The organism is Micromonospora sp. NPDC051300, from assembly GCF_044455315.1.
In the GTDB taxonomy this organism is placed as follows: domain Bacteria; phylum Actinomycetota; class Actinomycetes; order Mycobacteriales; family Micromonosporaceae; genus Micromonospora; species Micromonospora robiginosa.
In genome coordinates this window covers 300,798-314,462 of sequence record NZ_JBITEP010000001.1, presented here as the reverse complement: position 1 = coordinate 314,462, position 13,665 = coordinate 300,798, and the positions used below count along the sequence as shown (strand labels likewise).

At 73.8% G+C, this 13,665-nt stretch carries 11 protein-coding genes; 5 read left to right on the top strand and 6 right to left on the bottom strand.

All coding sequences use genetic code 11. The annotated features are described in order from the left end of the window. Positions 1 to 81 precede the first annotated feature (81 nt). The 4 genes from ACIA5A_RS01605 to ACIA5A_RS01590 form a co-directional block, all read right to left on the bottom strand. Positions 82 to 699, bottom strand: a complete 618-nt coding sequence (locus ACIA5A_RS01605) for an ATP/GTP-binding protein (RefSeq protein WP_091065903.1) — start codon at positions 697 to 699, stop codon at positions 82 to 84. Further along, positions 680 to 1,042 (bottom strand): DUF742 domain-containing protein, encoded by a 363-nt coding sequence (locus ACIA5A_RS01600; RefSeq protein ID WP_091065900.1) that lies wholly within the window; start codon positions 1,040 to 1,042, stop codon positions 680 to 682. The genes ACIA5A_RS01605 and ACIA5A_RS01600 overlap by 20 nt, the downstream gene beginning before the upstream one ends. 63 nt (positions 1,043 to 1,105) lie before the next feature. Then, positions 1,106 to 1,513 carry a roadblock/LC7 domain-containing protein gene (locus ACIA5A_RS01595; protein ID WP_013288588.1) on the bottom strand — a complete coding sequence of 136 codons (408 nt, stop codon included), beginning with the start codon at positions 1,511 to 1,513 and terminating at the stop codon, positions 1,106 to 1,108. Beyond that, positions 1,510 to 4,566, bottom strand: coding sequence for a nitrate- and nitrite sensing domain-containing protein (locus ACIA5A_RS01590; protein ID WP_396755320.1), 3,057 nt, complete (start codon positions 4,564 to 4,566; stop codon positions 1,510 to 1,512). The genes ACIA5A_RS01595 and ACIA5A_RS01590 overlap by 4 nt, the downstream gene beginning before the upstream one ends. Positions 4,567 to 5,014: 448 nt before the next feature. Between ACIA5A_RS01590 and ACIA5A_RS01585 the strand changes: the two genes are divergently transcribed. Then, the gene (locus ACIA5A_RS01585) at positions 5,015 to 6,196 is read left to right on the top strand and encodes an ABC transporter substrate-binding protein (RefSeq protein ID WP_396755318.1); all 1,182 of its coding nucleotides are present in this window, start codon (positions 5,015 to 5,017) and stop codon (positions 6,194 to 6,196) included. Between the two features lie 250 nt (positions 6,197 to 6,446). Here ACIA5A_RS01585 and ACIA5A_RS01580 read toward each other — a convergent pair whose 3' ends face one another. Next, positions 6,447 to 7,289, bottom strand: a complete 843-nt coding sequence (locus ACIA5A_RS01580; protein WP_396755316.1) for an ABC transporter permease — start codon at positions 7,287 to 7,289, stop codon at positions 6,447 to 6,449. A gap of 101 nt (positions 7,290 to 7,390) precedes the next feature. Next, the gene (locus ACIA5A_RS01575; RefSeq protein ID WP_396755314.1) at positions 7,391 to 8,422 is read right to left on the bottom strand and encodes an ABC transporter substrate-binding protein; all 1,032 of its coding nucleotides are present in this window, start codon (positions 8,420 to 8,422) and stop codon (positions 7,391 to 7,393) included. A 285-nt stretch (positions 8,423 to 8,707) separates the two neighbouring features. On the opposite strand from ACIA5A_RS01575, the gene ACIA5A_RS01570 reads away from it, so the two are divergent. The 4 genes from ACIA5A_RS01570 to ACIA5A_RS01555 all read left to right on the top strand — a co-directional run bounded on the left by ACIA5A_RS01570 (position 8,708) and on the right by ACIA5A_RS01555 (position 13,622). Continuing rightward, positions 8,708 to 9,553, top strand: a complete 846-nt coding sequence (locus tag ACIA5A_RS01570; RefSeq protein WP_396755312.1) for an ABC transporter ATP-binding protein — start codon at positions 8,708 to 8,710, stop codon at positions 9,551 to 9,553. 2 nt (positions 9,554 to 9,555) lie between these two features. Then, on the top strand, positions 9,556 to 10,506 hold the full coding sequence (locus ACIA5A_RS01565; RefSeq protein ID WP_396755310.1) for an LLM class F420-dependent oxidoreductase: 951 nt from the start codon (positions 9,556 to 9,558) through the stop codon (positions 10,504 to 10,506). After that, entirely contained in the window at positions 10,503 to 10,811 is a 309-nt protein-coding gene (locus ACIA5A_RS01560) for a cupin (RefSeq protein WP_181570310.1), read from the top strand. The genes ACIA5A_RS01565 and ACIA5A_RS01560 overlap by 4 nt, the downstream gene beginning before the upstream one ends. A 75-nt stretch (positions 10,812 to 10,886) precedes the next feature. After that, a complete protein-coding gene (locus tag ACIA5A_RS01555) occupies positions 10,887 to 13,622 on the top strand; it encodes a hypothetical protein (RefSeq protein ID WP_396755308.1) in 2,736 nt (911 codons plus the stop codon). Positions 13,623 to 13,665 lie beyond the last annotated feature (43 nt).

Here is a 13,665-nt window from a genome sequence, read left to right as displayed (position 1 = left end):
ATTCACACAGCGTGACGATGCTCGGGAAATCCTAAGTTTGCGCAGGTCAGAGACGGAACAACCGGATCCGGCAGGTCGCGCTCAGCCCACCGAGGCCGGGTAGCCGTGCTCGGCCTGGAGCCGGAGCATGGCGTGCTCCACCACGGTCACCAGCACCTGCTTGACCGAGTCCCGCCGCCGGGCGTCGCACATGACAAGCGGCACGTCCGGCGAGATGGCGAGCGCCTCGCGGATCTCCTCCAGCTCGTAGTGCGGCGCGTCGTCGAACCGGTTCAGCGCCACCACGTACGGCAGCTTGCGGTTCTCGAAGTAGTCGAGCGGCGCGAACGCGTCGGTGATCCGCCGGGTGTCCACCAGCACCGCCGCGCCCACCGCGCCCCGGATGATCTCGTCCCACATGAACCAGAAGCGGGTCTGGCCCGGCGTGCCGAAGAGGTAGAGGATGAGGTCCTCGGCCATGGTGATCCGGCCGAAGTCCATGGCGACCGTGGTGGTCTCCTTGCCCGGCACCTTCGACGGGTCGTCGATGCCGACGCCGGCCGCGGTCATCAACGCCTCGGTGGTCAGCGGCTGGATCTCGGAGATCGCCCCGACCAGGGTGGTCTTGCCCACCCCGAAGCCACCCGCGATCACGATCTTCGCGGAGATGATCTCCCGGCCGCGGCTCGCCCCGTCGGGGTCATAGTTCGCGAAGTCCACTTAGCACCCTTCCAAGCAGGTTCATCCGCGCCGCGAACCCCGTCGCGGGAGCGGCACTGTGTAGCGTCAGCAGGCCCTCGGCCACCATGTCGGCGACCAGCACCCGGGTGACGCCCAGCGGCATCCGGGTGTAAGCGGCGATTTCCGCCAGCGACTGTGCCCGGCCTTCACAGACCGAGGAGATGCGGTACTTGTCGTGTCCGGCGAATCGCGCCTCGGCCGACTGGGTGGCCGTGCTCGACAGCACCGCCTCGAGCGCGATGTTCTGCAACGGCTCGGTGCGGCCGCGGGTGACCGCGTACGGTCGCACCAGCGCGCCACGCGGATCACGTCGCGGTTCCATCTCGCGATCACCTCCCCTCGTACGGAGCCGGACCGGCCCCGGATCACCAGGTCAATCAGCCGGTCAGGACCGGACGGCATCCCTGGGCAGCGGCACCAGCGCCTGGCCGACCCGTTCCACCAGCAGCGCCATCTCGTAACCCACCTGGCCGACGTCGCAGCTACGCGCCGCGAGCACGGCCATCGACGATCCGTCGCTGATGGACATCAGGAAGAGGTATCCGCTGTCCATCTCGATCACGGTCTGCAACACCCCGCCGGCGCTGAACATCCGCGCCGCGCCCTCGGTGAGGCTGACCACGCCGGAGGTGATCGCGGCGAGCTGGTCGGCCCGGTCACCGGGCAGGTCCCGGGAGGAGGCGAGGAGCAACCCGTCCGCGGACACCGCCACCACGTGGGCGATGCCCGCCACGCTGTCGGCGAAGTTGGTGAGCAACCAACCCATGTCCTGCATGGCCGCAGGCCTGTTCATCGGTTCGTCTCCTTGGTCGAGGTGCTGTTCGGGTCGGTGCCGGCCGTACGGCCCCGCTGGACGCCACGGTGGTAGGCGGAGAGCAGACCACGTACTTCGTCAGGGGTGCGCCGGCTGCGGTCCCGACCGCTCTTGGGTTCGATCCCGCCCGGGACGAGTTGCGCCTGCGGCACCCGCTTGGGCAGGCCGGAGCGGGTGGTGCCGCCGGTGGTGGGCTCCGCGGCCTGGGTGGCCCGGCTCCATCCGTCGTCGGCCGCCGTCCGCCAGGCCTCCGGGTCGATGGCCGGCGGGGCCGCGGCCGGCTCCGGCGTCGGCGCGGGCGCGGGCGTCACCGGGCTGGCCGGCGGCGCGGGCGCGGCGGCCGGCGTGGCCGGGACCGGCGGCGGGCTGTACGCCGGCGGGGTGGTCAGCCCGGACGCCTGGGCGCCGGGCGTGCGGGTGGGCAGCGGTGGCCGCGCGGCAGCGGCGGGTTGCGCCGGGGCGGGCGGTGGCTCGTCGAACCGGGGCCGGGTGAAGATTGTGGTCTCGTCCTCTCCGTGCGAGCGGAACCAGACCGCCTCCATCTCCCGGAATATCGGCGCCTCGGCCGGCCGGTCCGGTCGGGCCACCACCGGCGTGGCCGGGCTGGCCTCCACCGCCGGCGCGGCGGCGAGCGGCTGGTAGGCCGGCGGGGCCGGCGCGGCGACCGGCGCGGACTCGCCGGACGGCGTCCGCTTGGGCAACGGGTCGAGAGCGGGGTACGCGACAGTGGGCCCGCCCGCCGACCAGCCCGCCCCCGAGGCCGGGGCGACCGCCGGCGCCGGCACGGCGGAGACCGGGCCGGCGGAGACCGGCGCGGCGGACATGCCACCGAGCTGCACCGCCGGGGTGGTGTCGCGCACCTCGGCGGGCGCCTGCCAGCGGGCCGGTGGCGGCGTGGTCGTGGTGCGCCACTGGTCGGCCAGGGTGGCGGTGCCGCCCCGGCCGGCGCCGGCCAGCGCGTCGGCGGCGCCGACCTGGCTGAGCGGCGACTGCTCCACGGCCAGCGGCTGGCGCTGCCGGGTCAGCGGGGCCTGGCCCCGGTTGGCCGGCAGTACCACGGTGGAGTTCGGCAGCGTGACCTGGGCGACCGTGCCGCCCTCGACGTTGCGGCGCAGCTCGACCCGGATCCCGTAGCGGGAGGCGAGCCGGCTGACCACGGCCAGACCCATCAGCCGGAACGCGGCCACGTCCACGGTCGGCGGCGCGGCCAGGCGCCGGTTGAGCGAGTCGAGCTGGTCGTCGGTGAGGCCGAGACCCCGGTCCTCCACCTGGATCAGCACGTAGTCCCGGATCCGCCGGCCGTCGGCCACCACCACGGTGTTCGGCGGCGAGAACCGGGTGGCGTTGTCGAGCAGCTCGGCGACCAGCCGGACCACGTCGTTGACGGCGTGCGCGGCGACCGAGATGTCGGTGTCCACGGTGCCGAACTCGATCCGGTTGTAGAGCTCCACCTCGGACTGGGCGGCGCGCAGCACGTCGACCAGGAGCGCGTCGTCGCGGCGTGGCACGGCCGAGTCCGCGCCGGCCAGCACCAGCAGGTTCTCGTCGTTGCGGCGCATCCGGGTGGCCAGGTGGTCCAGCTCGAAGAGCTGGGCGAGCCGCTTGGGGTCCTCCTCGCCACGCTCGATCGCGTCCAGCTCGCCGATCATCCGGTCGACCAGGTTCTGCGAGCGGCGGGCCAGGTTGAGGAACATCGCCGAGACGCTGGTCCGCAGCGCGGCCTGCTCGGCCGCGACCCGGACCGCCTCCCGGTGGACCACGTTGAAGGCCACCGCCACCTGGCCGACCTCGTCGCGGTTGGTCAGCTTGATCGGGTCCCGCACCTGCTGGACGATCTCGTCCACGCCGCCGTCGCCGATGGCGTTGACGTTCTGCAGCCGGCTCACCGCGTCCGGCAGGTCGTGGTTGGCCACCGAGAGCGCGCCCTCACGCAGCCGGCGCAGCGAGTCGTTGAGCGAGCGGGCCAGCACCACGGCGAGCGTCACGGCGACGGCCAGGGTGAGCAGCACCAGCAGGCTCTCCACGAAGGCCTGCCGGATCACGTCGGTGCGCACCGCGTCGGCGTCGGCGAGCAGCTCGTCGAGGAGCTGGATCTCGGCCCACCGCATCAGGTCGTCGACCGCGCCGACGGCGTCGGACACCTGCTTCGCGGTCACCAGCGCGGGCTTGCCCACCGACCGGGACAGGTCGCCGGCGACCCGGTCGGCGAGCTGGACGGCGTCGCCGGAGACGGTGCGGTCCACCAGGGCCCGCTGCTCCGGGGTGGCGGCCCGGGAGAAGGAGAGCAGGGCTTCCTGCTGGCCGGTCAGGGTGGCCACGAACGAGGAGAACTGCTCCTCGTCGATCCGGCCGCCGGCGGGACCGTCGGCGGAGAGCGCGGTGAAGGCGACCGCCTCCTCCTCCTGCACCTCGGCCTTGGCGTGGGCGAACGCGGCCACCGCGCGGCGGGCGTCGGCGAGGCTCTCCGCGCCGGGCTGCTGGGCCAGCGTGTCGCCGTAGGAGACCAGGTCGTCGAGGACGATGCCGTAGCGCAGGCTCGCCTCGGCCACCGGCATCTGCGTGCGGTCGAGCACCTCCTGGCGGGTGCCGTTCAGCGTCTCCAGGTGATCGTCGATCACCTTGAGCCGGTCCCGGACCGAGGCCGGCACGTCGCCGAGCGAGCCGCGCTCCTCCTTGTACGCCGCGATCCGCTCGTCGGTCTGGCGCACCCGCAGGTTGTAGGCGTCCGGCTTCTCGGCCGGGTCGGCCAGGAAGACGGCCGCCGCCATCCGCTCCTTGTGCAGGTCCTGGGTGAGCGCCGAGACGTCGACCGAGACCGCGGTCAGCGCGCGGACCTGGTCCGCCTCGTACGCGCCCTGGCCCACCGAAATGAGTCGGATAGTTGCCAGTGCAATGACAGCGGCGACCGGAACGACCAGGATGAGGGCGAGCTTGGAGCGGATCCGCGCGTCACGCAGCCGGGGCAGGCGCCGTCGCCGGTTCCGCTGATCGGCGTTGGGGCTCCCGGGCAGGGTCGTAGGTCCGGTGCTCACGACATCGCCTCCGTCGTTTCTTCCACGCGTGGCCCACTGACCCGTGCCTGGTGCAGCGGCCAGCGCCACGCGCGGCACGGCCGCGATTTCATCAGACGAGATCCTTTTTGGGAAGCCGCGGTGAGGTAGGAAACGGTCGGTGTCGACTCAAGCCGCGATCCGGTCACCTAATACCTTCTTTTCTCCAGCGCCCTGAACTGGGGATGTCACTCCAGAGTGGTCGCGCGCATCTGTGCAGTAATTGTCAGTTAACGTTTCGTGTCCCCACCATGTGGGATGAGTGTCCCGAAACGGCATCCGGCCGCCGCGCTTGACCGCAGGGCCCGGCATTGGCAAGGTTTTGCAAGCTTCGCGCACACCGTACGGCACACCAATCCCGTCTCTCCACTGAGGACGGTCAAGCGGCGGTGGTCGGGCGCCGGCCCGCGCCGCACCATGGAGGACTGAGTTGAGCCCCATCCGCTCCGCGCGCATCGCGGCGCTCGCATCGGCCGTGCTGGCCACCACGCTCACCGGCTGCGGGATCGGCGGGGAACCGCAGGACACCAGCCCGATCGTGATCGCCGCCGACCTCGAACTCTCCGGCGCTTCCGCACCGATCGGCAAGGTCTACCAACGGGCCCTGGAACTGAAGGTCGACCAGATGAACGCCTCCGGCTCGCTCGGCGGCCGGAAGATCGAACTGAAGGTCAAGGACAACCGCTCCGACGCCGCCGAGTCCTTGCGCAACATCAATGATTTCAGCGGCGACTCGAGTGTGAGCGCCGTCATCATGGGCGGCTGCAACGAATGCGCCGTCGGCGCGGCCCGCACGATCAACGACAAGCGCATTCCGACGATCGCGCTCGCGTCCGCCGGAGCGGTCACCGAACCGGTCGACCAGCGCCGCTACGTCTTCAAGCTGGCGCCGAATGCGGTCGACAGCGCGTCGGCCCTCACCACCGAACTCACCCGGCGCGGCATCCGCAAGGTGGCGGTGCTGCACAGCGCCGACGGGTACGGCCAGGAAGGGCTCGCCGCGCTGCGCCGCGAGTTCGGCAAGACCTCGCTGAAGCTGGTCGCCGCCGAGTCCGTACGGACCACAGACACCGAGGTGAGCGGGCAGATCGGTGACCTGGTCGAGAAGGAGCCGCAGGCCCTGATCCTGTGGACGCCCCCGGAGCAGGCGACGCTTGCCGCCACCACCGCGCGGCAGGCCAAGTTCGGCGGGTCGCTCTTCTTCGACGCCTCGGCCGCCGGGGACCTCTTCCTCGGCCCGTCGGCCCGCTCCACCGAGCAGGCCACGCTGATCTTCACCCAGACCATGGTGATCGACGACGTGATCGCCACCACCCCGGCCAAGGCCGCCCGGCGGCAGTGGTTCCAGGACTACACGGCCCGGTGGGGCGGGTACAACGGCTTCTCCTCGTTCGCGGCGGACGCCGTCCAGCTCATCGCCGACGCCGAGCAGCGCGCCGGCGGCAAGGCCGACGAGGTCGACCGGGACGCCCTGCGCGAGGTCCTGGAGACCTCGCAGCTCGACGGGCTCTCCGGGCCGATCCGGATGACGCCGGACAACCACTCGGGGTTGATGCCGCAGGCGTTGACGACGCTTGTCGCGCGGGGCGGGCGTTGGCGGTTGGCTGGCTGAGTATTTCGTTGCGCTGGGGGGTGTGGCCCCACCGCAACCGGCTCCGGGCGGTCAGGCTTGATCCCTACGCCGGTTGCGGTGGGGCCACACCTGTCGTGGTCGGGCACCGTCCGGCCGTCACTGGGGTGGGCTTGCGTGTCCCCTGTCGACGCCGGTTGTTCGGTCGACGGGGGTGGGGCGGGTCGTCGTGGTCGGCCGCCGGTCGACGGGGTGGGTCGGGCTGCCTCGACCGACGCGGGTTCCCGTTCGGTCAGCGGGCGGAGGTGGTGGCGCGGACCCAGGGCAGGGCGAACCGCTCGATCGCGCTCAGGGCCGCGTAGAGCACGATGCTCATCAGCGCCACCAGCACGATTGCCGCCCAGGCGGTGGCGGTGTCGCCGACGCCGTTGTACTGCAGGATCTGGTAACCCAGACCGGGCCGGTCGGAATAGAACTCACCGATCACCGCGCCGATCGCGGCCAGCGGCATGGCCACCTTGAGCCCGACGAAGATCTGCGGCAGCGCGGCCGGCAGGCGGACCTTGCGGAACGACTGCCACCAGGAGGCGTTGAGCGACCGGCCCAGCTCCGCCAGGTCGGCCGGGGTGGTGGTCAGCCCGGTGGCGGTGGAGAGCACGATCGGGAAGAAGCAGAGCAGGAACACCATGGTCAGGATGGGTTTCTGACCGAAGCCCACGGCCACCACGAGCAGCGGGCCGAAGGCGATCTTCGGGACCGCGTTCACGGCCACCAGCAGCGGCGCGAACATCCGCTCCACCCGGCCGGACGCGGCGAGCGCCACCCCGATCAGCACGCCGACGGCGGCCGAGAGCAGGAAGCCGGCAAGCGTCATCCAGGTGGTGATCCCCAGCGCGGGCAGCAGCACGTCCGTGGTGCCGGCGAGCGAGCGGGCCACCGCCTGCGGCGGCGGCAGCGCGACCGGGTGCACCAGGTGCAGCCCGGACGTGACCAGCCACCAGGCGGCCACCGCGATGACCAGGCCGAGCAGCGGCAACCCGACCGCGGCCGGGGATACGGCCCGGCGCCGTCGGGCGGGCGCCGCCGGAGGCGGTTCCGCCGGTGCTCCCGGCCGGGCCTCGGTCAACTGCGTCAACGTGTCCTCCTTCTCCGGCCGGTCGGGGCGACCGGCACGCGAAGGGGGTGCGACCCACCGGGTGTCCGGCGGGTCGCACCCCCGTGGCCCGAGCCGACCGGTCAGGCCTTCGGCGCGAGGTCGAAGTTGATGATCTGGTCGGGGGTGAGGTTCTGCTTGAGCGCGCCCGCACCCTGGAGCAGCGCGATGCTCTTGGCCACCCGACCGCTGTCCAGCGTGCCGATGGCGGTGCCGGAGTTGCTCGACCGGACGTACGCGGCCATCAGCTTGAGCTCGGCGGCGGACGCGGCCGGGTTGGCGGCCGGCACGTTCTTCTTCAGGATCTCGCCGGCCTCGTCCGGGTGCTCCAACGAGTACTCCAGGCCCTTGAGCAGCGCGGCGGTGAACTTCTTCACCATCTCCGGCTTCTCCTTGGCGATCTTGCTGGAGGTGATCAGCGCGTTGCCGTAGAGGTCCTGCATCACGTTGCTGTAGGGCAGCACGACCGGCTTCTTCTTGGTCACCACCTCGACGGTGGGCTGGCCGACCACGAACTGACCGATGCCGTCCACCGAGCCCGAGCCGAGCATGCCGATCAGGCCCTGGGCCTCACCGTTGACCCAGGTCACCTTCTTCTCGTCGATGCCGGCCAGCCGCGCGTACGTGGGGAAGAGGTTGCGCACGACGGAGGTCGGGGTGTCGGCGAGCTTCTTGCCCTCGAGGTCCTTCGGGGTGGCGATGTTCTTGCCCTCGACCGTGACGATGGCGGCCATGGTGCGCTGCTGGATCGCGGCCACCGCGACGAAGTCCTTGGCCTGGCCGTTGCCGAGCTGCAGGATGCCACCGGTGAGGTCGATCGGGCCGAAGTCGGCCTGGCCGCCGGTGATCGTCTGGATCACCGAACCGGTGCCCTGGCCCGGCTTGATGTCGACGTCGAAGCCGGCCTCCTTGAAGAAGCCCTTGTCCTTCGCCACCCAGGCGTAGGAGTCACGGCCGAAGTTACCGAACGACGTGAGGTAGGTCACCTTCTCCAGCGCCCCACCGTTGCCGCCGCTGCCGGCCTCGGACTTGTCCGAGTCACTGCTGCAGCCGCCCACGAGGGCGAGGGCGGTCGCCAGCGCTGCGGCGGCGACCGTGCGGGTCAACCTTCTCATCAGTGCACCATGTCCTTTCCGACCAGGAGATCTTCGCCGGTCGGGTCGTGGGTCCGACGGGGTCGGCAGGAGGGTCGGCCGACTGGACCGTCGCGAGGGGACTCTTCGCGCGCAACAGCGTACGAGAAGGGGGATGACGCGCCGCAACCGTCCGGGTTGCGGAAAGGAAACGAAGTGGGGTGACGGAAAGCGGACTGACGTCCACCCCGGACGGTGCTATAAGCACGAGCCCGCTACGCTAGCCCGGCTCGCGTTCGCGACGATGGGGAAGGGAGCCGGCGGAAGATGATCCGACTGTCCGGGGTGTCCCGCACCTTCGACGGCCGCTCGGGGCGGGTGGAGGCGCTGCGCGGCATCGACCTCGACGTCGCCGAGGGTGAGTTCGTCGCCGTCCTCGGCCGGTCCGGCTGCGGCAAGTCCACGCTGCTGCGCATGATCGCCGGCCTGCTGCCGGTCACCGCCGGCGAGATCACCGTCGCCGGCACGCCGATCACGAAGCCGCGCCAGGACGTCGCCATGCTGTTCCAGCGCCCGGCGCTGCTCCCCTGGCGCACGGTGCTCGACAACGTCCTGCTGCCGGTGGAGATCTTCGGCTGGAGCCGGGCCAAGCACCGCGACCGGGCCCGCGAGCTGCTGGAGATGGCCGGGCTGGGCGGCTTCGAGAAGCGCCTCCCGCACGAGCTGTCCGGCGGCATGCAGCAGCGGGTCTCGCTGTGCCGCTCGCTGGTCGGCTCGCCCCGGGTGATGCTCATGGACGAGCCGTTCTCGGCGCTCGACGCGCTCACCCGCGAGGAACTCTCCGGCGAACTCCAGCGGGTGCACATGGACACGAAGGCGACGATCGTCTTCGTCACCCACTCGATCGACGAGGCGGTGCTGCTCGCCGACCGGGTGGTCGTGCTCAGCCCGCGCCCGGGCCGCATCCGCGAGGTGGTCGAGGTGGCCGTCCCCCGGCCCCGCACCCTGGGCCGGCACGCGCACCTGGCCGACGTCGCCCGGATCAGCGCCGAGCTGCACGAACTGCTGATGGAGCGGGACGCCCCCGGGGTGCCCGCGCCGGCCGGTCCGGCGCAACCGCCGGCCGCGTCGGCCGAGACGCCGCCGCGGGCCGCGGCGGCGGGAGGACGGTGAGCATGCGGGTCTCGGTCTTCACCGAACCCCACCGCGGCGCGGACTACGACGACCAGCTCCGGTTCGCCCGGCTGGTCGAGGACGCCGGCTTCGAGGGCTTCTTCCGCGCCGACCACTACCGGTCGATGGGGGACAAGCCGGCGCTGCCCGGGCCCACCGACGCCTGGCTGACGCTCGCCGCGCTGGCCCGGGAGACGTCGCGCATCCGGCTCGGCACGCTCGTCACCTCCGCCACCTTCCGGCTCCCCGGGCCGCTCGCCGTCATGGTCGCCCAGGTCGACCGGATGAGCGGCGGCCGGGTCGAGCTGGGCATCGGCGCCGGCTGGTTCGAGCGGGAGCACACCGCGTACGGCATCCCGTTCCCGCCGGTGAGCGAGCGCTTCGACCGGCTGGCCGAGCAACTGGAGATCGTCACCGGGCTGTGGCGGACCCCGGACGGGGAGACGTACAGCTACAGCGGCGAGCACTACCGGCTGGTCGACGCGCCCGCGTTGCCCAAGCCGGTGCAGCGGCCCGGCCCGCCGGTGATCGTCGGCGGCAAGGGCCCGAAGCGCACCCCCGAGCTGGCCGCCCGGTACGCCGACGAGTTCAACATGCCGTTCAAGAACGTCGCCGAGACGGCCGCCGCGTACGAGCGGGTCCGCGAGGCGTGCGACCGCACCGGGCGGGACGCGTCCGGGCGGGCGCCGCTGACCCTCTCCGCAGGGATCGTGGTGGCCGTCGGGCGCACCGACGCCGAGGCGCAGCGGCGGGCCGCGCCGCTGCACGTCACCAGCGCGCTCCCGCCGGAGGACCCGGTGGTCGGCTCCCCGGCCCAGCTCGTCGACCGGCTCGGGGAGTTCGCCGCGGTCGGGACCACCCGGGTGCACCTGCGACTGATCGACTTCGACGACCTCGACCACGTGGAGCTCATCGCCGCCGAGGTGCTCCCCCAACTGGACGGAACCCGATGAGCGAACTCTCCACCGACCTCGAACTCGGCCCGGTGGGCCAGGAGATCGTCTACGAGAACGACCGGGTCCGGGTCTGGCACATCCGGCTGGAGCCGGGCGAGCGGCAGCCGCTGCACCGGCACGACCACCCGTACCTGGTGATCGCGGTGCAGGGCGCGAAGAACGTGGTGCAGACGATCGACGGCACCACGATCGACGCCGACGAGCCCACCGGCGGGGTGGTCTACCGCGACCCGGGCGCGGTGCACATGCTGACCAACGTCGGCGACACCACCTACCTCGCCCGTCTGGTCGAGTTGAAGTAGCCACCCCGGCGCGGTTCGCCGCGCCGCGCGGTGGCAAGGTGGCGAACCACCCCACCGGGCCGTAACGTGCCCGACATGGCCTTTCGGACGTGGGGCAGGCTGCTGCTCACGGCGCTCGGGGTGAGCGTGCTGGCCGGTGCCGGCCAGCTCGGCATCGCGTACGGCTTCGGAGTCGTCCGCCTCGACGGCGCGTTCGTCGACGGCGCGGTCAACAGGTGGCCCGCCCAGCTCGTCTGGGTCGCCTGGTTCGCCGCGGTCGCCGCCGTCGCCGGGGCCGTCCTCACCGAACGCCTCGCCCGCCGCGACGACCGTCCCGGCGGCACCACCGAACTGCTCTCCATCGCCGGCGTCAGCGCGCTGGGCGCGATCGTGGTCGCCCCGCTCTGCATGCAGCCGGCCCGCGCCGCCGAGCTGGGCGGATCCGTCGACCCGGTGTGGGCGGCCGGCATCTGCGCCGTCCTGGGCGCGGTGGTGGGCGCGGGCGCGGCGATCGCCGTGCTGCTCAAGCCACCGTTCGGCTGGGGCGTCGTGCTCACCGCCGGCATCGTCTGGCTGCTGGCCCTGCTCTCCGTCGCGCCCGCGATCGTCACCAACCGGCCGCTGGCCACCGTGCGGCTCGGCGTCCTCGAACCGTCCTGGCTCGACCCCGGGGCGGCGCAGCGGCTCGCCATGCTGCTGCTGCCCACGCTGGCCCTGCTCGCGGGCGGCGCGATCGGCGTGCTGGCCCGCCGGGCCGGGCACCCGCCGCTCGTCGGCGGGGCGGCCGGCGCGGCCGGGCCGGTGCTGGTGGCCTTCGCCTACCTGACCGCGGGCCCGGGCACGGCGAGCGACCGCTACCAGGTGGCGCCCTACTACGGCGCGTTGATCGCGATCGTCGCCGGAGCGCTCGGCTCGACCGCCACCACCGTGCTTCCTCGGCCGGCCACCGGGGCCGACACCGTCGAGCCCACCGACATCCTCGCGCCGCTGCCGGCCGGCGCCCCGCTGCCGGCCGGCGCCTCCGCCGCGGCGGTGGCTACGACGACGCCGTCGACGGGCGGCGCTCCGGCCCCCGCGCACTGGGACTGGCCGGAGGCCGGGGGGTCCGCCACCGCCCAGCACGCCGCCCCGGCGTCGCCCACCGCACCCGACCTCCCCGCATACCCGGCCGCGGGCACGCCGGTGCGGGACGGCGACGGTCAGGCGCACGGCTCGCCGATGCCCAACCTGCTGCCACCGGGCCGGCGGACGTCGGCCATCGACGTGCTCGCCGCCGGCCGCCCCGATCCGCGGCCGGCTGTCGGCACGCCCTCGGCCGACGACGACACGCCCGACCCGGGGGTCGCCGCCCCCGCACCGTCGGCGGCCGACACCCCGGCACCGGCCGAGGCCCCGGCCCGGCCCGCGGGCGACACCGCCGTTGGACCGGATGACGCCACCGGGCCTGCCGACGCCACCCGACCGGCAGGCGACGCCGCCGGGTCGGTGGGACGGACCGCCGGGCGACAGGCCCCCGAGCCGTGGACGTCGCCGGAGGGGCCGGGGACCCCCACCGAGCCGTCCGCCGCCCCGAGCACCGAGGAGGCCGCTCCGCGCCCGGCCCGGCCACGGCGGAGTCGCGGCGCCGCCCGCACCACGTCGCCGCCCGACGACCGGACCCCCGCCGGCGGCGCCGCGTCGGCGACCGACGGGCCGACGCCGGGCGCGGCGGCTCCCGGTGGCGCCCCCGCTTCCGACGAGCCGACCACCGACGCCGACGACACGGCGGGACCCGTCCGGCCCGCCCGGGCCCGGCGTACCCGGGCTCCGCGTGTGACCAGGAACGACGCCGCGCCGGCGACCACGCCCCGGCCCGACGACGCCTCGACGCCCGGCGAGGCCACCACCTCCGCCCCGACCACCGCCGGCACGTCCGCACCGGCGGGCGCCACCTCCGGTGGGGCGGGTGACGGCTCCGCCCCGACGAGCGCCACCTCCGCCCGGGCGGGTGTCGGATCCGCCCCGGCGGACGACACGGACGCCACGGCGAGCGGCCCGGCCACCCCGACCGCCGGCACGCCCGCTCCGCCGACGACCGGCAGGTCCGCCCGGCCGACCGGCGCGCCCACCCGGCCGCAGGGCGACCCGTCCGTCCCGCCGGCGGGCGACGCCGACGCCTCGGGCGAGCCGCGGGCCGCGAAGCCGGCCGCCGGGCGGCGGAGCTTCTTCTTCGATCCCGAGCCGGTCGACCGGCCCGCCTCGTCGCCCCGGCCGCGGTTCCCCATCTTCGAGGACGAGCGACCGGGCGACGTGCGACCGGCCTGGCCGATCACGCCGGCGGCAGGCCGGCCGTCCCGGCCGCCCGCCGCGCCGGCGCCGGGCGAGCCGGCCGCCGGACGGGACCGCGACGACACGACCGCGCGGGCCGAGCCGGCCCCCCGTCCCCGGCACCAGGGCCTGCCCGAGCCGGGCCGCAGCACCGGATGGGACGCGCTGGCCACCGGCGCCCGCCCCGCCGGACGACCGGCGCCCGAGGTGACCGGACCGGCCCCGGCCGCCGACGCGACAGTACCCACCCAGGCCGGTCCCGCCGCGACGACCACCGGCCCGGAAACCACCCGGGGCCGGCACGCCGGCGCGGACGACACCGAGGCCGCCGGCGGGAAGTCCAAGGCCCGGCGCGGCCTGTTCCGGCGCAACCGGGGCAAGGGCGAACCGGAGCCGGCCGAGGAGACGGCGGAGCCGCGAGCGACAGGCGACGACGAGTACGTCGACTGGGTCGCCGGTCTCGCCTCGGACGACAACGCCGACGACGCCCGGTCCCTGCGTACCGGCCGGCACCACCGCGACTGACCGTCCGGGGCCGGGCCGGCGATCGGTCCGGCCCCCGGGCGGC